We start from the raw sequence: 18136 nt of genomic DNA, 5'->3' as shown, positions 1-18136 counted from the left end.
CTGATCGCGAGAAATCAAATCCGACGAAGTCGGATTTTCTGGACACTGTGCTTCTTGTCCTTGTGGAGGACGAGGGTGGCGCGGGCGCGGGTCGGAAGGATGTTGGAGACGAGGTTGATCTCGTTGACGTCCCGCCACACGCGCTGGGCGAACGCGGCGGTCTCGTCCTCGTCCAGTTCGCGGGCGTACTTGTGGAAGTAGGAGCGCGGGTCGGTGAACGCGGTGCGGCGCAGCGCGAAGAGCCGGTCGATGTACCACTGCCGGATGTCCTCGACCCGCGCATCCACATAGATGGAGAAGTCGAAGAAGTCGGATACGCCCAGGGTGCCGGGCGGGGGCGCCTGCAGCACGTTGAGGCCCTCGACGATCAGGATGTCGGGACGCCGGACGGTCTGCGCCGCGCCCGGGACGATGTCGTACTCCAGGTGCGAGTAGACCGGGATCGACGCCTCGGCGGCACCCGACTTGATCGCCGAGACGAACCGGACGAGGGCGCGGCGGTCGTAGGACTCGGGAAACCCCTTCCGGTCCATGATCCCGCGCTCGGCCAGAACGGTGTTCGGGTGCAGGAAGCTGTCGGTCGTGACCAGTTCCACGCTCGGGTGCTCCGGCCAGCGCGCGAGGAGCGTGCGCAGCAGCCGGGACGTGGTGGACTTGCCGACCGCGACGCTGCCCGCCACGCCGAGGATGAACGGGGTGGGCTGCACCGCGCCGCCGAGGAAGCCGCTGACGGTGTCGCGCAGCCGCCCGTCCGACAGGAAGAACAGGTTGAGCAGCCGGGACAGCGGCAGGTACACCTCCTCGACCTCGGTGATGTCGATCGGGTCGCGCAGGCCGCGCAGGGCGTCCAGCTCACCGGGCGTGAGCGGGAGCGGGGTGTTCTCGCGCAGGCCGCGCCAGGCCTCACGGGAGAGTTCCACGTAGGGGCTCGGCACGCTGTCCCATCCGCTCGTCATGGCTGAACAGTAACCGGGCTTGCGTTCCGGTCACCGGGTTTCCACCGGTCGTCCACGCTAGCGTCATGCTCCGGAGGCCCTCGCAGGTAGGTCCGGTGGGCGGCACCGAATAGAGTTGCCGCCATGTGCGGAATCGTGGGTTACGTGGGCGGCCGTTCCGCCCTCGACGTGGTCGTCGACGGGCTGGCGCGGCTGGAGTACCGCGGCTACGACTCGGCCGGAGTGGCCGTGCTGGCCGACGGGAAGCTGACGACGGCCAAGCGCGCGGGCAAGCTGGTGAACCTGCGCGGCGCCCTGGCGGAGGAGCCCCCGCCCGCCGGGACGCTCGGCATGGGGCACACCCGGTGGGCGACGCACGGCCCGCCGAACGACCGGAACGCCCACCCGCACCTCGACTGCACCGGCTCCGTCGCGGTGATCCACAACGGCATCATCGAGAACTTCGCGGAGCTGCGGGCGGAGCTGGAGGAGGGCGGGCACGGGCTCGGGTCCGACACCGACACCGAGGCCGTCGCCCACCTGCTGGAGGACGAGCTGAAGGCCGGCGGCGACCTCGCCGACGCCATGCGCCGCGTCTGCGGCCGGCTGGAGGGCGCGTTCACCCTGGTCGCGACGCACACCGGCTCGCCGGGCCTGGTCGTCGGGGCGCGCCGCAACTCCCCGCTCGTCGTCGGCGTCGGGGACGGCGAGAACTTCCTCGCCAGCGACGTGGCCGCGTTCATCGAGCACACCCGGGACGCGATCGAGCTGGGCCAGGACCAGGTCGTCGAGCTGCGCGCGGAAGGGGTGACGGTCACCGACTTCGACGGGCGCCCCGCCGAGGTGAAGGAGTACCACGTCGACTGGGACGTGTCCGCCGCGGAAAAAGGCGGCTACGACTACTTCATGCTCAAGGAGATCGCCGAGCAGCCGCGCGCCGTCGCCGACACGCTGCTCGGCCGGATCGGCGCCGACGGGCGCCTGCACCTGGACGAGATGCGCATCCCGGACCAGGAGCTGCGCGAGGTCGACAAGATCATCATCGTGGCGTGCGGGACGTCCTTCCACGCCGGGCTGATCGCCAAGTACGCGATCGAGCACTGGGCGGGGCTGCCCTGCGAGGTCGAGCTGGCCAGCGAGTTCCGCTACCGCGACCCGATCCTGTCCCCGACGACGCTGGTCATCGCGATCTCCCAGTCGGGCGAGACGATGGACGCGCTGATGGCCGTCCGGCACGCCCGCGAGCAGAAGGCCAAGCTGCTCGGCATCTGCAACGTCAACGGCTCCACGCTGCCCCGGGAGTGCGACGGCGTCCTCTACACGCACGCCGGGCCGGAGATCGCGGTCGCGTCCACCAAGGCGTTCCTCACCCAGCTCGTCGCCGTCTACCTCATCGCCCTCTACATCGCGCAGGTGCGCGGCACCAAGTGGGGCGACGAGGTCTTCGCCATGGTCCAGCTCCTCGAACGGATGCCGGAGAAGGTGGAGAAGGTCCTGGAGACCATGGAGCCGGTGCGGGAGCTGGCCCGCTCGCTGGCCGGCGAGCGGTGCGTGCTGTTCCTCGGCCGGCACGTGGGCTTCCCGGTCGCCCTGGAGGGCGCGCTCAAGCTCAAGGAGCTGGCGTACATGCACGCCGAGGGCTTCGCCGCCGGCGAGCTGAAGCACGGCCCGATCGCGCTGATCGAGAAGGACCTGCCCGTCGTGGTCGTCGTGCCGCCGCGGGCGCGGGACGTCCTGCACGACAAGATCGTGTCGAACATCCAGGAGATCCGGGCCCGCGGCGCCCGGACGATCGTGATCGCCGAGGAGGGCGACGCGTCGGTCGAGCCCTACGCGGACACGCTGATCAGCGTCCCGGCCGTCCCGACGCTGCTGCAGCCGCTGGTCACGACCGTCCCGCTGCAGGTCTTCGCGTGCGAGCTGGCCACCGCCAAGGGCCACGACGTCGACCAGCCCCGCAACCTCGCCAAGTCCGTCACCGTCGAATAGCACTCGATTTCGGGCGAGTAGCCCGAAATCGAGTGAACCCTCCGGCGGCGGGCCGCGTCCCATCGGAATCGGGACCGGCCCGGCGTCGGAGGTGACGGGTGGCAGGAGACGGTGGCCTCGCGATCGAGGCGCGCGGGGTGGTGCGGCGCTTCGGGCCGGTGGAGGCGCTGCGCGGCCTCGACATCACCGTCCGGTACGGGCAGGTCACGGCGCTCGTCGGGGCCAACGGCGCGGGCAAGACGACCTTGCTGCTGATCCTGGCGACCCTGCTCGCGCCCGACGCGGGCACGGTGCGGATCGCGGGGCACGACGCACTGGCCCGGCCCGCGCGGGCTCGCGAAGCGCTCGGCTGGATGCCGGACACGTTCGGCGTGTACGACCAGCTCACAGTGGACGAGTACCTGGCGTTCTTCGCCGACGCCTACGGGCTGTCCAGGCAGGAGCGCCCGCGCCGGATCAGGGCGCTGCTCAGCCTCGTCCACCTGGAGGACCATCTCGGGCAGCCCGTCCACGCCCTCTCGCGCGGGCAGAAGCAGCGCCTCGGGATGGCGCGGGCCCTCGTGCACCGGCCGCGCGTCCTGCTGCTGGACGAGCCCGCGTCCGGCCTCGATCCGCGCTCCCGCATCGAGCTGCGCGACCTGCTGCGCTCCCTCGCGGCCGACGGGGTCGCGGTGCTCGTGTCGAGCCACATCCTCAGCGAGCTGGAGGAGATCGCCGACCGGGTCGTCCTGGTCGACCACGGCCGGACGGCCGGGGACCACGCGATGGCGGAGATCGCCGGCGCGTCGGCCCGGGTCCGGTGGCGGATCCGCTCACTCGACCCCGAGGCGCTGGCGGCGGCGCTGGACCGCGAGCTCGACGGGCTGCCCTGGGTGCGGGCGGCCGACGCGGCGGGAGGCGCCGAGGTCGGGCCGCTGACCGAGGGCGAGGCGGCCGGGCTGCTGGCCAGGCTCGTCGCCGCCGGCGTGCCCGTCAGCGGCCTCGCGCCCGCCGGCAGCGCGCTCGAATCGGCCTACCTGGCGATGACCGAGGACCGGAGGTGAGCGCCATGACCGCGCACGGAATCGGCCTGGTGGCACGGCAGGAGATCAGGACGCGGCTGCGGACCGGCCGCTGGAAGATCCTTCTCGCGGCCTGGTTCCTGGCCGTCAACGGACTCGGGCTGCTGTTCCGGGTGGCGCTGGAGTACGGCGACACCTCGTCCTACGGCGAGCCCGGCGTCCCCATGTTCGGCGGGGTCCTGCTCGGGGTGCTGGTGCTGACGCTGCTCGTCACCCCGGCGCTCGGCGGACAGTCGGTCAACGGAGACCGGGAGCGCGGGACGCTCGCGACGCTCCAGGTCACCCGGCTCACCCCGGTCGAGATCGCGCTCGGCAAGCTCGCCGCCGCCTGGGGGACCGGCCTGGTCACCCTGCTCCTGACGCTGCCGAGCCTGCTGCTGCCGGTCGCCGAGGGCGCCATCGGCGCGGGTCGGGCCTTCGTCGTCCTGCTCGTGACGGCGCTGATGATCGGCGTGGTCTGCGCGGTCTCGCAGGCCTGGTCGGCGGTACTGGCTCGCAGCGTCACCTCGATCCTGCTGTCGTATCTGACGGTGTTCGGCCTGCTCGTCGGGACGCCGCTGCTGTTCACGCTGGCGGTCCCGCTCACGTCCGAGCATGTCGACGGCTCGTACGGCGGGTACAGCCGGGAGCACACCGAGCGGATCTGGTGGCTGCTGGCCCCGAACCCGGTCGTCGCGCTCGCCGACGCCGCGCCGCGCCTGCCCGAGCGCCGCATCTTCGTGGGCGACCAGGTGATCACCCGCTCGGCGTCGTCCGACCCGCTCGGGCAGATCAGCCGCGGCGTGCGCGAGATCCGCGCGGGGGACGACGACCGGTACGGGTCGTCGCGCTCGGACGGGGCCGCGGTGTGGCCGTGGGGGCTGGCGTTCGATCTGGCCCTCGCGGGAGGCGCGGTGGCCGTGACGGCCTCCCGGCTGCGAACGCCGCTTCACCGGGTCCCCCGGGGCGTTCGGGTGGCGTGAGCGGGCTCACAATGCGATCGACTTCAGGAAAATGCGATCAGCGGGAGCGGGGTGCCGCGGAAAAACAGGTGGCATATCCTGCGGCGGCGCGAATCCGCTCCCGTTGATCGCAATTCTCCGGCCGGACTGGAAATCTCTCCGGCGATGCAAGTTGCAGTGACTATTTCAGTGGCTGGTCGAAACGGCCGTCTTTGGCCTCCTCCGTGAACCGGAGCCATTCGTCGGGCCGGAACGACAGGATCGTCGCGGTGTCCTCGGTGTCGCGCACGGATATGGCGTCCTCCGTGCGCCGTGCGACCTCGACGCAGCCGTTGCTGGCGCCGCATCGAGCGCTCTTTCTCCATCGGGCGGGCGGTGTCCCCTGGAAACTCATTCCGGCTCCCTGCATTGAAAGTTGCATTGCCCGCGGCCGCGCTGCCGGTGCTCAAGCACACGGTAACAAGATCGCAAAAAACGCCTGATCACGTCCGGGTGGCGCGGTACCCGTGTGACAGGCGTGCCGAGGTAGTTGCCGAGTTGCGGATGAGGGGGCGACGAGCCGGGTCAGCGGTGGACCCGGCCCGTGCGGCGTGGCCCCGCGCCGCACGGGGCGGACGGGGCCGGACGGCGCGTCGGCGCCGGGTCAGCAACCCAGGTCGAAATCACCCTTCTTTGCTCGTTTGAGAAATTCCCGCCATTCGCCCTGGGAGAATGACAGAACCGGACTCTGCGTGCCGTGCTTGGCGTCCCGCGCCCCGATAAGACGGGATGAATCGGACAGTGTGGCGATCTCGACGCAGGTATTGCTCGCCCCGCAGTAGGCGCTTTTCCTCCATTGTGGAACAGGAGTGGCGAAAGGGGACACTCGGTGCCTTTCACAAGAATTGAGCCCCTTGGGGGACCGTCACCACGCCTCTTTGACCTCGGCTATGCGCCGCCGCGACTCCGCGGCGTCCAGCGCCTGCCGGGACAGGCTCGAATAAGCGAGCCGGTACATATAGGTGACGGCTTCATCCCCGAAGTGGCTGATCGTCAGTGATTCCGTGTGCACGATATCAGGAAAGGTGATGTCGTGCACCGAAGAGAATTCTAGAAGGATAAACGATTCAGCCAACACCGAGTGTGCTATGTCCAAGGGCAAGATCTGTACGTTCACGTTCGGCCGCTCGGTCATCTGGTACAGATGTTCGAGCTGCTCGCGCATGACCTTGTGATCGCCGATGCGGCGCCGTAGAACCGCCTCGTCGATAATCGCCGACAGTTCCAGCGGGGTGGGACCGTCCAGCAGTTCGCGCCGCCGCATTCGCACGTCGAGCCGGCGTTCGAGTTCCTGCGGGGGCAGGGTGGCCAGGTCGCTCCAGCCGCCGATCACATTTCGGGCGTAGCTCTCCGACTGCAGCAGCCCGGGAATGACCGTGCTGCCCCATTCCCTGGCCGCCGTGGCCTCGGACTCCAGCGCGATGAAGTCCGCGAGCTGGCTCGGCAGGTCGCGGTAGTCCTCCCACCAGCCCCGCTGGGCGGCGTCGTGCGCCAGGGCGATCAGGTCGTCGTGCCGCGCGCCGTCGATCTCGTACAGATCGAGCAGCCGCCGCACATCGCCGATCTTCGCGCCGGTCCGCGCGTTCTCGATCCGGCTGACCTTGGCTGTGGACCAGGTGAGCCGTTCGGCGACCTCGTCTCCGGTCAGACCCTTGCTCTCGCGCAGTCTCCGGAGCTCGGCGGCCAGCCGCCGCTGCCGGACGGAGGGACCTCGGGAAGTGCTCATTGCTCGGGCCTCTCCAGTCCCGGCGGACTGATCTGGGCGCATTCTGCCGCACCGGGGGGTGGCGGCGCGAATACATCGGACCGGTGGACCAAGATTCTACGGCTGAAGATTCTTTTACGCACATGACACCGAAACTTGCGCTGCAAGTTGTGATCACCTCCGCCGGAGGTTGCGGACGGTCCCCACGTGGCACTCTAAGTGTGTGATCGACTTGGGGAGCCGCGGATGAGGTACGCGCACGAGGTCGGCAAGGTCCGGGCGGCCGAGCGGGCCCTCATGGCCCGCCTCCCGGACGGCGCCCTGATGCAGCGGGCCGCCGCCGGGCTGGCCTCGGTCTGCACGCGCGTCCTGCCCGCCGTGTACGGGGCCCGCGTCGTCCTGCTGATCGGCGGCGGCGACAACGGCGGCGACGCCCTGTACGCCGGGGCCCGCCTCGCCCGCCGCGGCGCCCGCGTCCGGGCCGTCCAGGCCGGGTCCGCAATCCACCCGGCCGGGCTGGCGGACCTGCGCGCCGCCGGCGGCCGCCTGCTGGACTCCGGCGCCGAGGCCGCGATCGCCGGCGCGGACCTGATCATCGACGGCCTGACCGGCATCGGCGGCACCGGCGCGCTCCGCGAGCCCCACGCCCGGTACGCCGCCCTCGCCTCCGAGTCCGCCGGGCTCGTGATCGCCTGCGACGTCCCGAGCGGCGTGGACGCGAGCACCGGGCGCGTCGAGGGCGCGGCGGTCCACGCCGACATCACCGTCACCTTCGGCACGCACAAGCCGGGCCTGCTCATCGACCCGGGCGCGGCCCACTGCGGCGTGGTCGAGCTGGTCGACATCGGGCTCGGCCCCGACCTGCCCGACCCCGACGTCGTCGCCGCCCGGCCCGCCGACATCGCCCCGCCCGAGCCCGGCCCCGAGTCCGACAAGTACCGCCGCGGCGTCGTCGGCATCCTCGCCGGAGGCGACCGGTTCACCGGCGCGGCCGTCCTCAGCACCGGCGGCGCCCTCCGCGGCGGCGCCGGAATGGTCCGCTTCGCCTCGGTGGCCCGCCCGGTCGAGCTCGTCCGGCAGCGCTGGCCCGAAGTGGTCACCACGGTCGTCGAGCCCGGCCGCCACGACGCGGGGATCCTGGAGCGCATCGGGCGCGTCCAGGCCTGGGTCGCCGGCCCCGGCCTCGGCACCGGCGACGCCGCCGAGTCGCTGCTGGAGGCCGTCCTCACCACCGACCTGCCCGTGCTGGTGGACGCCGACGGCCTCACCGTCCTGGCCCGCCGCCGCGACCTGCTCCGCCGCGCCGCCCCGACCGTCCTCACCCCGCACGCGGGCGAGCTGTCCCGCCTCGTCGCCGCCGACCGCGAGGACATCGAGGCCGCCCGCCTCGACCACGTCCGCCGCGCCGCCGCCGAACTCTCCGCGACCGTCCTGCTCAAGGGCTCCACGACCCTGGTGGCCGAGCAGGACCGCCCCGTCCGCGTGAACCCGACCGGCACCCCCCGCCTCGCCGCCGCCGGTACGGGCGACGTCCTGTCCGGCCTGATCGGAGCCCTCCTCGCCGGCGGGATGCCCGCCCTGGACGCGGCCGCCGCCGGCGCCTACCTGCACGGCCTGGCCGCCCGCCTGGCCTCGGCCCCCACCCCCGGCCCCGAAGCCCCCATCAGCGCCCAAGACGTAGTCGAAGCCCTCCCCGCCGCCTTCAGGACCGTGTCGGCCCAGGGGTGACGACCCCCTGGCCCCGTCACGACGCAGGCGATCCTCACGCTGCCCTTGCGGTTCGCGGTGCCCGTGACGGCCGGTGTGGCTGCCGTCGCCTGCGTCGGCCCCGGCTGAGGCTCGGACCGTTCGCCGGGGGTGAACCTGGAGTCGGGCATTTACGTCATATTGGATTAAGGGGCGCCGGGGGAGCGCTCGTGAGGGGCCGTTCCGGCCGTGACCTGGGGGATGAGGCGCGGGCATGGGGGTGGGGGCGGCAGACTGGGTGACCATGAGGGTTCCTGCGGAGGCACGGGTCGATCTCGGCGCCATCGGCCACAACATCGGGGTGCTGCGCGAGTACGCGGGGGGCGCCGAGGTGATGGCCATGGTGAAGGCCGAGGCGTACGGGCACGGGCTGGTGGAGGCCGCCCGCGCCGCGCTCGCCGGCGGGGCGTCCTGGCTGGGCGTCGCGAAGCTGGCCGAGGCGCTGCGGCTGCGGGACGCGGGGCTCACCGTCCGGACGCTGGTCTGCCTGGGCGTTCCCGGCGAGCCTTACGAGGAGGCCGTCGCGCGGCGGGTGGACCTGACCGTGGGGGCGGTCTGGCTGCTGGACGAGGTCGTCCGGGCGGCGGAGCGGGCCGGACGCGAGGCGCGGATCCACCTCAAGGCCGACACGGGCATGTCGCGCGGGGGCGCGCGGGGCGACGGCTGGGAGGCGCTGGTCGACGCGGCGCTGAAGGCGGAGGCCACGGGGCACGTGCGGGTGGCCGGGGTCATGTCGCACTTCGCCTGCGCGGACGAGCCGGGCCATCCCTCGATCGCGGCGCAGCTCGGCGCGTTCACCGAGATGGTGGCGCACGCGGAGAGGGCGGGGGCGCGGTTCGAGGTGCGGCACATCGCGAACTCGGCGGCGGCGCTGACGCTGCCGGAGGCGCGGTTCGACCTCGTCCGGCCCGGCATCGCGACGTACGGGCTGACCCCGGTGCCGGAGCTCGGCGGGTTCGGGCTGCGGCCCGCGATGACGCTCGTGGCGGACGCGGCGCTGGTCAAGCGGGTCCCGGCGGGCAGCGGAGTGTCGTACGGTCACACGTACCACACCGAGCGGGAGACCACGCTGGCCGTGGTGCCCGTGGGGTACGGGGACGGGATCCCCCGAAACGGGTCCAACGTGCTGGAGGTCCTCGCGGGCGGGCGCCGCAGGACGATCGCCGGGCGGGTCTGCATGGACCAGTTCGTCGTCGACCTCGGCGACGACCCGCTCGCGGCGGGAGACGAGATCGTCCTGTTCGGCCCGGGGGACCGGGGCGAGCCGACCGCGCAGGAGTGGGCGGAGGCGCTGGGGACGATCTCGTATGAGATCGTCACCCGCATCGGAGCCCGGGTACCGAGGGCGTACCCGGGAGGGGGGCTGTAGGGGGCACGGGCATGGACAGCAGGAACAGGCGCAGGATCGGCGTCGCCGGGGTCATCGCGGGCGTGGGCGCCGCGGGGTTGGGCGCGGCGGTCGGGCTGCGGCGCCTAGCCGTCGGACGGGTGCGGCTGCGCCCGGACCCCGACGCGGACGAGCCCTTCGGCGAGCTGCGCGGGCGGGAGTTGTCCGTCCGGACCGACGACGGCGTGCCGCTGCACGTAGAGGTGGACGGCCTCGACGACGCCGACCTCACCGTCGTGTTCTGCCACGGCTACACCCTCAACCAGGACTCGTGGCACTACCAGCGCCGCGACCTGCGGGGTTCGCTGAGGTTGGTGTTCTGGGACCAGCGCAGCCACGGCCGTTCGGGACGCGGCAGGCCCGGGGACGCGACGATCGAGCAGACCGGCGACGACCTGCGCGCGGTGCTGGACGCGGCCGTCCCGCCGGACCGTCCCGTCGTCCTCGTGGGGCACTCCATGGGCGGCATGTCGATCATGGCGCTGGCGGACCGGCACCCCGAGCTGTTCGGGTCGCGGGTCGTGGGCGTGGCGCTGGTGAACACCTCCTGCGGCGACATGGGGGAGATGACGCTGGGGCTTCCGCTGCTGCTGGCCAAGGCCGTCCGGCCGCTCGCCCCGGGGACGCTGCGCGGCCTCGGCCGCCGCGCCGAGCTGGTCGACAAGGCCCGCGGGCTGGGCGCCGACCTGGCGTTCGTCGTCACGCGGAAGATGGCGTTCGCCGACAAGCACGTCAGCCCGTCCGTGGTGGGCTTCCTGGAGCAGATGATCAGGGAGACGCCGATCGACGTGATCGCGGAGTACTACCCGGCGCTGATGGCGCACGACAAGATCGGGTGCCTGGACGTGCTCGGCGGGGTGCCGATGCTGGTGCTGGCGGGCGGCCGGGACCGGCTGACCCCCGCGGAGCACGCCCGCCGGATCGCCGCGGCGCTGCCGGACGCGGAACTGGTCGAGGTGGAGGAGGCCGGGCACGTGCTGCCGCTGGAGTACCCGGGCGTGGTGACCGGGGGGCTGCGCCGGCTGGTCGAACGGGTCCGCCCCGTGTACGAGGAAGAGGAGCGCACCGCGTGAAAGCCGTCACCGTCGCCGTCCCGACCGCCGAGGACATGCGCGAGCTCGGGCTGCGCCTGGCCGGGCTGCTGCGGGCGGGCGACCTGCTCGTGATGACGGGCCACCTCGGCGCGGGCAAGACGACCCTCACGCAGGGCATCGGCGAGGGGCTGAAGGTGCGCGGCCCGATCACCTCGCCCACGTTCGTCATCGCGCGGGTGCATCCGTCGCTCGCGGGCGGGCCGTCGCTGGTGCATGTGGACGCCTACCGGCTGGGCGGTTTCGCGGAGCTGGACGATCTCGATCTCGACGCGTCGATCGCGGAATCGGTGACGATCGTGGAATGGGGAGAAGGGCTCGCCGAAGGCCTCGCCGAGGACCGGCTGGAAATGATCATTTCTCGCGGTGACGGACCCGGCGAGGGGCGCGAGGTAAGGATCGTCGGGGTCGGTGATCGCTGGTCCGACCTGGAACTCGGCCCCGGATGACACGGGTCTGGCAACTTCTACGGTTTTTGCCTGGCGAGTTGGTCCATTTTACGGCTTGATGTCGTACTCTTTGCCGGAACGAACCTCACCTTCGCGACATATCGATTCCGAACGGGAGTGGGGCCGGTGAGTGGTAACCATCGCAGCGGGAATTACCGCGACGGCCACCGGGCTTCGGACGGTGGCCAGGGATCAGGCGGCGGTTACCGGCCGGACGGCGGTGGATACGGCGCGGGCGGAGAAGAGTACGGGCGGTACTCCTCCGGACGGCCGGGCAGCGGTCCGTACCAGCGGGAGACCGGCCCGTACGAGACCGGTGGCGGATACCGTGCCGAAAGCGGCGGATACCGCACCGAGAGCGGCGGATACCGGGCGGGCAGCGGACCCCATCGTGGCGGGAGCGGCGGATACCGCACCGGCAGCCACCGGGCGCGCGAGCGCCGCACCGGGCGGCGCTGGGCCGTCGTCCTCGGCGGCGCCGTCGCCGGTGTCGCCGTCTGCGGGGTCGCGGCGTTCGCCGTCCTGACGGGCGTCGGCGCGAGCGGCGACAAGAGCACCGGCCAGGTCGTCGGCAGCGGCGCCACGGACGACTCCCCGGCGTCCAAGGGGGAGCGCACCACCGTCCCCGACTCGTGCACGATCGTCGGCGACGGTCTGATCGGCCGGCTGGCGCCCCAGTCCGAGCGCACCGACGCCGACAACTACCAGGGCGACGACCAGCAGAACCAGTGCGTGTGGGGCGCCTACGCGGGAGAGAAGAGGCGGCAGCTCACCATCGAACTGCGCGCGATCACGGCCGGGGCGGCGGCGTCGCCCACGGACGCCGCCCGCAAGACGTTCGCGACCGAGCGGACCGCCGACGAGTCCGGCAAGGCGCTGCTGGCAGGGCAGAAGCTCACCGACAAGATCCGGCTCACCGGCGTCGGAGACGAGGGCTACATCGTCTACAGCGTGGACGACAACCAGGGCTCCGGCGAGGCCATCGGCAACGTGCGCGTCGCCAACGTCCTGGTCACCGTCCACTACTCGGGCTCGGACAAGGGCGATCCGCTCTCGTCGGACACCGCCACCGGCGGCGCCACCGAGGTCACCAAGGCCGTGGTCACCGCGCTGAGCCGGCGCTGAGCCCGCCTGAGCCCGGCTGGGCGAGAGCCGGACCACCCCGTGCCGGCGGCCGGTAGGCTTACAACCCGTGCTGGTCTTGGCTTTCGATACCGCGACCGCCGCGATCACCGTGGCGCTGTACGAGTGGATTCCCGGCGAGGACGCGGCGCCGCGCGGCCTGGCGGAGGCCGTCGACCGGCGGCGCCACACCGAGCTGCTCACCCCGTCCATCGCGGAGGTGATGGCGGAGGCGGGGGCTGCGCCCGATGATCTCAGCGCGATCGCCGTCGGCGTCGGGCCGGGGCCCTACACGGGCCTGCGGGTCGGGCTGGTCACCGCCCGTGCGATGGGCGAGGCGCTCAGCGTTCCCGTGCACGGTGTCTGCACGCTCGACATCATGGCCTGGGCCACGAAGCGGGACGGGCCGTTCGCCGTCGCCACCGACGCCCGCCGCAAAGAGGTCTACTGGGCTCGGTACGACTCGGCACGGTTCCGCGCCACCGAGCCCGCCGTGGGCCCGGCGGCGGACGTCCTGAAGGGCGCGCCCGAGGGGCTGCCCGTCGTGGGCGAGGGCGCGGCCCTGTACCCGGAGGTCCTCGGAGAGTCCGGGCACGAGCCGCTGCTGCCCACCGCGAGCGCCCTCGCCGAGCTGGCCGTCGCGCGGCTGTCGGGCCTGAAGGGGCCCGAGCTGCTGCCGCCGGAGCCCCTCTACCTGCGCCGGCCGGACGCGAAGGAGCCGGGCCCCCGCAAGAAGGTGACGCCGGCGTGAGCGACGTCGTCCTGCGGCCCATGACCGGTGCGGACCTTCCGGTCGTCCACCGGCTGGACCGGGCGCTGTTCCCGGAGGACGCCTGGAGCGAGGAGATGCTCGCCGGCGAGCTCGCCGACCAGCCACGCACCCGGTACTACGTCGTCGCGGAGGCGCCCGGCGGCGAGATCGTCGGCTACGCGGGCCTGGCGGCGGCGGGCGGGCAGGCCGACGTGCAGACCATCGGGGTGCGCGCGGACCGCCGCAAGGGCGGCATCGGCGCGGTGCTGCTCACCGCCCTGCTGGAGGAGGCCGTCCGGCGCGGCAGCGAGTCGGTGTTCCTGGAGGTCCGGGCCGACAACGACGCCGCCCACCGCCTCTACGAGCGGTTCGGCTTCGAGCGGGTCGGCATCCGCAAGCGCTACTACCAGCCCTCGGACGTGGACGCGATCGTCATGTGCCGCAAGCTCCGCGACCGTCCGCCCATGGGCTTCACCAGAGCCGAATGAGCCGGAGCGGCAGAAGGCGCCCTGGAAGCGGGCGGGACAGGGCGAACGGGGAGACAGGGAGACTCACGTGATTCGGGACGAGCCACTGGTGCTCGGCATCGAGACGTCCTGCGACGAGACCGGGGTCGGGATCGTGCGCGGGCACACGCTGCTGGCGGACGCGATCGCCTCCAGCGTGGACCAGCACGCCCGGTTCGGCGGCGTCGTGCCGGAGGTCGCGTCGCGGGCGCACCTGGAGGCGATGGGGCCGACCGTCGAGCGCGCGCTCGCGGACGCCGGGGTGGCGTTCACCGACGTGGACGCGCTCGCGGTCACCGCGGGCCCGGGGCTGCCGGGCGCGCTGATGGTCGGCGTCGCGGCCGCCAAGGCGTACGCGCTGTCGCTCGGCAAGCCGCTCTACGGCGTCAACCACCTGGCCGCGCACGTCTGCGTCGACCAGCTCGAACACGGCCCGCTGCCGAAGCCGTGCGTGGCGATGCTGGTCTCGGGCGGCCACTCCTCCCTGCTGCTGGTCCCGGACGTGGCGGGCGACGTCCGGCCCCTCGGCGGCACGGTGGACGACGCGGCGGGCGAGGCGTTCGACAAGGTCGCCCGCGTCCTCGACCTCGGGTTCCCCGGCGGCCCCGTCATCGACCGCATGGCCCGCGAGGGCGACCCGGCCGCGATCGCGTTCCCGCGCGGCAAGTACAACGACGGCACCTACGACTTCTCGTTCTCGGGCCTGAAGACCGCCGTGGCGCGCTGGGTGGAGGCGAAGGAGCGCGCGGGTGAGCCCGTCCCGGTCGCCGACGTCGCGGCGTCCTTCCAGGAGGCCGTCGTGGACGTCCTGACGCGGAAGGCGCTGAAGGTCTGCAAGGACAACGGCGTCGACCACCTGCTGATCGGCGGCGGCGTCGCGGCCAACTCGCGGCTGCGCGCGCTCGCCGCGGAACGTTGCGCGGACGCCGGGGTCCGCCTGCGCGTTCCGCGCCCGAAGCTGTGCACCGACAACGGCGCCATGGTCGCCGCCCTGGGCTCGGAGCTGGTCGCCTCCGGCATCGGTCCGTCCGATCTGGAACTGCCCGCCGACTCCAGCCTCCCGGTCGAGGCCGTCACCCTGTGAACGCGCGCGCCGTCACGCCCGCCCCGGGCGCCTGACGCGCCGGCGCGTCCGTGGGGCGGCGCCTCAGCACTGGGCGAGGAGCCTGTCGAGGTAGTCCTCGTAGAGGGGGACCTGGGGTTCGTCGAGCGTGCGGGCGCCGTCCTCGGGGAGCAGGTCGAGGAGGCCGCGGACGTCCCAGTACGGGTCGTGCTCGTGGCCGCCGGAGACCTGGTCGAAGGAGCACAGGAAGCGGTCGGCGACGGACGCGCCGTAGCGCAGCGCAAGGCCGCGGCGCATGCAGGCGATGTCGACGGAGATGGGGCCGGACGAGGCGTCCGACCAGTCGACGACGCCGGTGAGCCTGCCGAAGGACCACAGCGTGTTGTCGGCGTGGTAGTCGCGGTGGATGAACCGGGCGGGCGCCTCCGGGGCGGGCCGGGCGGCGACCTCGAAGGCGCGTTCCCACAGGTCGGGACGGAGCGCGTGCTTGGGCGCGAGCCGCGCGTCGAGGCGGTTGTGCGGGACGTACGGCGGCATCGTGGACGCGCCGTTCAGCTCGTGCACCGCCAGCAGCGCGGCGGCCAGCTGGATCAGGTACTCGGGCAGGTCGTCGTGGGACGGGCGCGGCGGGTGGCCCGCGAGCCGGGTGATGAGCAGGGCGGGGACGTCGCAGTAGGCGCCCGACGGGTCGGCGGCCACCAGGGACGGTGTCGGGATCGCGCAGCCGGCGAGCAGCGCGAGCGCCGCGATCTCGCGCTCGGGGGAGAACTCGGCGTCGCCGTAGCAGCGGCGGGGGGCGGCCTCGCGGGAGGTCCAGCGGCGCAGGACGAGGTGGTGCGCCTCGCCGGAGCGGCTCTCGACGAGGAGGGCGTGGTTGGCGTGGGCGGAGCCGCCGGCGAGGGGCCGCACCATGCGGACCTCGGCGCCCTTGCCGAGGCACTCCTCCACCCATCGCAGGGTGGTGTGCCCGGGCGGGACGCCGGTCGGCAGGCAGGGAGCCGGTAGGTGGGTCACCTGGTCCATGAAAACGGATTCCGAAGGGTATTGGGAGTGATTTTGTGAAGACGGAAAGTAACAAAGCGCACGTCATCGGGGTGACATGAGGGCAGCATCTTCGGTCGTCCCGGCGGTTCGCGGGACGAACGCCGCGGATACCGGAAGGTATTCGAATGCCGGGTGGGGCCCGCGCCGGCCCCACCCGGACGCTCGTCAGTCCTTGGTCTCGCGGCGGGGACGCAGCAGCGCCTCGGCGAGCGCGAGCATCGTCTCCTCCAGGGTGGACAGCCGCTTCAGCACGTCCTCGTGCACCGCGTTGACCTGCTTGGACACATCGTCGTGGACGCCGTCCATCTTCCGGCCGACCTCGTCCTCGACATGGGAGAAGCGCTTGGCGACATCCGCCTGCGCCGCGTCGGCGCGCCGCGCCGCCTCGTCCTGCATGCTCTCCACCCGCCTCGCGAATTCGGACTGCACGCCGCCGACCTGCCGCGCGACGTCCTCCTGCATGGTCCCGACCTGCTTGGCGACGTCGTCGTGGATGCTGCCGACCTGCCGCGTGACGTCCTCGTGGATGTCGCCGATCCGCTTGCCGAAGTCGTGGTGGACCCCGCTGACCTGCCGCGACATCTCGCTGTGCACGGACTCGACCTGCTTGGCGACGTCGGTGTGCACCGACTCGACGCGGCGGGAGACGATGTCGACCTGCGTGGTGAACTCCTCCAGCGCGCTGTCGACCCGCTTGGTGACCTCCTCGTGGATGTTCTCGATGCGCTTGCGGACGTCGTCGTGCACGTCCTCGAACCTGCGGGAGAACTCGTCCATGCGCTTGGCGACGTCGCTGTAGGCGGTCTCGGCGATCTGCGACATGGTGGCCTTGACCTCGTCGCGGTCCGGCCGGGCGCGCAACTCCTCGATCAGCGGGTCGACGGCCTCGGCGAGGTGCTTCTCCAGCGCGTCGAACCGGTCGCCGTACTCGGCCGCGGGGCGCTGCGCCAGCTCGGCCAGCAGCCGGTGCACCTCGGCGATCTCCAGCGTGGCGGGCAGCCGTTTGATCCGCTCGCCGAGCCCGTCGAGGCGGCCGTCGACGCTCTCGAACCGGCCGTCCAGCCCGCCCAGTTTGCCCGACACCCCTTCGAGGCGGCCGTCGACGCCGTCCAGGCGCCCGTCGAGCCCGTCGAGGCGGCCGCCGACGCCCTCGACCCGGCCGTTGACCGCCTCAAGACCCTGCTCCATCCGCTCGGCCATCTCGCCGAGCGCCTGGTCGACCCGTGACGTGACCCCGTTGACCGAGTGTTCGAGCCGCTCGGACCGGTGGCCGAGCTCGGCGAGCGACTTGTCGAGCCGGTTGAAGCGGACGGACGCGGCCTCCATGCTGCCCTGGAGCTTGTCCAGCCGCTTGGTCATCTCGTCCATGCGCTGCGACGCCTGCTGCGTGGCGTCGGTGATCTGCTGCGCGGAGTCGAGGACGGCCTGGATGCGGGTCAGGCCCTCGTCGACGTTCTCGGCCACCACGCCGACGTCGGCCCACAGTGCGGGCAGCTCGGCGACGGGCTTGACCCGCTCGCCGAACGCCTCGATGTGCTCGGCCAGGCCCTCGGCCCATTCAGGGGGCTTGCCGGACAGGTCGTCGACCTGCCCGCGAACGCTCTCGATCTGCCCGGTCAGCCCGGTGAGCTCCCGCTCCCGGACCTCGCGGAGAAGCCACTCCATGCCTTCGAGTCGCTGGCGGATCTCGTCCAGGACCTGCCCCTGTGAGCGCTGTTCGTAGACGTGGTCCTGCGCCGCACGGGCGAGCAACTCCCGCATCCGATCCGAGACCGGTTGACCCCCTGTCTGCAGGAAGTTGTGATTCGTTTCCACCCGATGCTCCTTCGTGTGCCGGCGCGACGAAATGACGCACGGCAAATGAATCTCTGGAGTGGCCACTGTAGTGCGTGTAGAGCGCGGCTAAAACGGGTAGCAGAGAAGATTGCGAGTTCTGCGGAATGCGCCTGTTATCCGACTAGGTGGGATAGCGAGATATCGCCGGGTGTATGGCGAATTTCCTGCTTCGCGGTTATTGCCCTTCTTGGTGGGAGTTGTGGGGTGGACGGTGGCGGGCGGTGCGGGACGGGTCCGGCGTTCCGGGTGTCGTTCTGTCCGTACATCTCGTCCAACATCGGCAGTTCCCGAACCCGGCGGGGGGCCACGCCGACCTGATGCGCGTGCGACGGGCGTGATGCGGCGGGGCGGGATCCGGGCCTTTTCGGGAGGGCTTTCGGGGAGCCGGTGTCCCGGCGGGTGAACCTGCCTTGGTGTTTTTCGCGCCGGTTGATCTCGGTGCGCCGATTCCCGCGCCGCGCCGTGCCCTTG

General features: G+C 72.1%; 17 protein-coding genes. 11 read left to right on the top strand and 6 right to left on the bottom strand.

Annotated features, from left to right (window positions below; translation table 11 throughout):
* Window positions 1-14: 14 nt before the first annotated feature.
* Window positions 15-956, bottom strand: coding sequence for a type I pantothenate kinase (coaA, locus tag BJ999_RS37615; RefSeq protein ID WP_179837652.1), 942 nt, complete (start codon window positions 954-956; stop codon window positions 15-17).
* A gap of 123 nt (window positions 957-1079) precedes the next feature.
* On the opposite strand from coaA, the gene glmS reads away from it, so the two are divergent.
* The 3 genes from glmS to BJ999_RS37600 all read left to right on the top strand — a co-directional run bounded on the left by glmS (window position 1080) and on the right by BJ999_RS37600 (window position 4947).
* On the top strand, window positions 1080-2924 hold the full coding sequence (gene glmS, locus BJ999_RS37610; protein ID WP_179837651.1) for a glutamine--fructose-6-phosphate transaminase (isomerizing): 1845 nt from the start codon (window positions 1080-1082) through the stop codon (window positions 2922-2924).
* A 98-nt stretch (window positions 2925-3022) separates the two neighbouring features.
* Window positions 3023-3967 carry an ABC transporter ATP-binding protein gene (locus tag BJ999_RS37605; protein WP_179837650.1) on the top strand — a complete coding sequence of 315 codons (945 nt, stop codon included), beginning with the start codon at window positions 3023-3025 and terminating at the stop codon, window positions 3965-3967.
* Between the two features lie 5 nt (window positions 3968-3972).
* Window positions 3973-4947, top strand: coding sequence for an ABC transporter permease (locus BJ999_RS37600; RefSeq protein ID WP_179837649.1), 975 nt, complete (start codon window positions 3973-3975; stop codon window positions 4945-4947).
* A 160-nt stretch (window positions 4948-5107) separates the two neighbouring features.
* On the opposite strand, the gene BJ999_RS37595 is transcribed toward BJ999_RS37600, so the two are convergent.
* The 3 genes from BJ999_RS37595 to BJ999_RS37585 form a co-directional block, all read right to left on the bottom strand.
* On the bottom strand, window positions 5108-5320 hold the full coding sequence (locus BJ999_RS37595) for a DUF397 domain-containing protein (RefSeq protein WP_179837648.1): 213 nt from the start codon (window positions 5318-5320) through the stop codon (window positions 5108-5110).
* A gap of 249 nt (window positions 5321-5569) precedes the next feature.
* The gene (locus BJ999_RS37590; RefSeq protein WP_179837647.1) at window positions 5570-5791 is read right to left on the bottom strand and encodes a DUF397 domain-containing protein; all 222 of its coding nucleotides are present in this window, start codon (window positions 5789-5791) and stop codon (window positions 5570-5572) included.
* A gap of 39 nt (window positions 5792-5830) precedes the next feature.
* The gene (locus BJ999_RS37585; RefSeq protein ID WP_179837646.1) at window positions 5831-6691 is read right to left on the bottom strand and encodes a helix-turn-helix domain-containing protein; all 861 of its coding nucleotides are present in this window, start codon (window positions 6689-6691) and stop codon (window positions 5831-5833) included.
* 225 nt (window positions 6692-6916) lie between these two features.
* Here BJ999_RS37585 and BJ999_RS37580 point away from each other — a divergent pair, with 225 nt between their 5' ends.
* The 8 genes from BJ999_RS37580 (at window position 6917) to tsaD (ending at window position 14806) form a co-directional block, all read left to right on the top strand.
* On the top strand, window positions 6917-8398 hold the full coding sequence (locus BJ999_RS37580; RefSeq protein ID WP_179837645.1) for an NAD(P)H-hydrate dehydratase: 1482 nt from the start codon (window positions 6917-6919) through the stop codon (window positions 8396-8398).
* A 262-nt stretch (window positions 8399-8660) separates the two neighbouring features.
* Window positions 8661-9785 (top strand): alanine racemase, encoded by a 1125-nt coding sequence (gene alr, locus BJ999_RS37575; protein WP_179837644.1) that lies wholly within the window; start codon window positions 8661-8663, stop codon window positions 9783-9785.
* Window positions 9786-9796: 11 nt separating this feature from the next.
* Window positions 9797-10876: an alpha/beta fold hydrolase gene (locus BJ999_RS37570; RefSeq protein WP_179837643.1), complete on the top strand. Its 1080-nt coding sequence runs from the start codon at window positions 9797-9799 to the stop codon at window positions 10874-10876.
* Window positions 10873-11343 (top strand): tRNA (adenosine(37)-N6)-threonylcarbamoyltransferase complex ATPase subunit type 1 TsaE, encoded by a 471-nt coding sequence (gene tsaE / locus BJ999_RS37565; RefSeq protein ID WP_268247842.1) that lies wholly within the window; start codon window positions 10873-10875, stop codon window positions 11341-11343. The genes BJ999_RS37570 and tsaE overlap by 4 nt, the downstream gene beginning before the upstream one ends.
* A 126-nt stretch (window positions 11344-11469) precedes the next feature.
* A complete protein-coding gene (locus tag BJ999_RS37560) occupies window positions 11470-12468 on the top strand; it encodes a hypothetical protein (protein WP_179837642.1) in 999 nt (332 codons plus the stop codon).
* Window positions 12469-12535: 67 nt separating this feature from the next.
* Window positions 12536-13216, top strand: a complete 681-nt coding sequence (gene tsaB, locus BJ999_RS37555) for a tRNA (adenosine(37)-N6)-threonylcarbamoyltransferase complex dimerization subunit type 1 TsaB (protein WP_179837641.1) — start codon at window positions 12536-12538, stop codon at window positions 13214-13216.
* On the top strand, window positions 13213-13704 hold the full coding sequence (gene rimI / locus BJ999_RS37550) for a ribosomal protein S18-alanine N-acetyltransferase (RefSeq protein WP_338070791.1): 492 nt from the start codon (window positions 13213-13215) through the stop codon (window positions 13702-13704). The genes tsaB and rimI overlap by 4 nt, the downstream gene beginning before the upstream one ends.
* Window positions 13705-13771: 67 nt before the next feature.
* Window positions 13772-14806, top strand: coding sequence for a tRNA (adenosine(37)-N6)-threonylcarbamoyltransferase complex transferase subunit TsaD (tsaD, locus tag BJ999_RS37545; RefSeq protein ID WP_229810505.1), 1035 nt, complete (start codon window positions 13772-13774; stop codon window positions 14804-14806).
* Window positions 14807-14869: 63 nt separating this feature from the next.
* On the opposite strand, the gene BJ999_RS37540 is transcribed toward tsaD, so the two are convergent.
* Together BJ999_RS37540 and BJ999_RS37535 are read right to left on the bottom strand one after the other, a co-directional pair.
* Window positions 14870-15808, bottom strand: coding sequence for an aminoglycoside phosphotransferase family protein (locus BJ999_RS37540; RefSeq protein WP_179837640.1), 939 nt, complete (start codon window positions 15806-15808; stop codon window positions 14870-14872).
* Between the two features lie 186 nt (window positions 15809-15994).
* Window positions 15995-17644, bottom strand: coding sequence for an apolipoprotein A-IV repeat region-like domain-containing protein (locus BJ999_RS37535; protein WP_229810503.1), 1650 nt, complete (start codon window positions 17642-17644; stop codon window positions 15995-15997).
* Window positions 17645-18136: the final 492 nt, after the last annotated feature.

This window comes from Actinomadura citrea (assembly GCF_013409045.1).
Lineage (GTDB): Bacteria > Actinomycetota > Actinomycetes > Streptosporangiales > Streptosporangiaceae > Spirillospora > Spirillospora citrea.
This window is presented reverse-complemented; position numbering and strand designations above follow the sequence as displayed.

Bases quoted from the DNA above. Each gene is read 5' to 3' on its own strand.
- BJ999_RS37600 (WP_179837649.1), top strand. From the start codon at position 3,973: ATGACCGCGCACGGAATCGGCCTGGTGGCACGGCAGGAGATCAGGACG.
- BJ999_RS37595 (WP_179837648.1), bottom strand. From the start codon at position 5,320: ATGAGTTTCCAGGGGACACCGCCCGCCCGATGGAGAAAGAGCGCTCGA.
- BJ999_RS37540 (WP_179837640.1), bottom strand. From the start codon at position 15,808: ATGGACCAGGTGACCCACCTACCGGCTCCCTGCCTGCCGACCGGCGTC.
- BJ999_RS37585 (WP_179837646.1), bottom strand. From the start codon at position 6,691: ATGAGCACTTCCCGAGGTCCCTCCGTCCGGCAGCGGCGGCTGGCCGCC.
- coaA (WP_179837652.1), bottom strand. From the start codon at position 956: ATGACGAGCGGATGGGACAGCGTGCCGAGCCCCTACGTGGAACTCTCC.
- alr (WP_179837644.1), top strand. From the start codon at position 8,661: ATGAGGGTTCCTGCGGAGGCACGGGTCGATCTCGGCGCCATCGGCCAC.
- BJ999_RS37580 (WP_179837645.1), top strand. From the start codon at position 6,917: ATGAGGTACGCGCACGAGGTCGGCAAGGTCCGGGCGGCCGAGCGGGCC.
- glmS (WP_179837651.1), top strand. From the start codon at position 1,080: ATGTGCGGAATCGTGGGTTACGTGGGCGGCCGTTCCGCCCTCGACGTG.
- BJ999_RS37570 (WP_179837643.1), top strand. From the start codon at position 9,797: ATGGACAGCAGGAACAGGCGCAGGATCGGCGTCGCCGGGGTCATCGCG.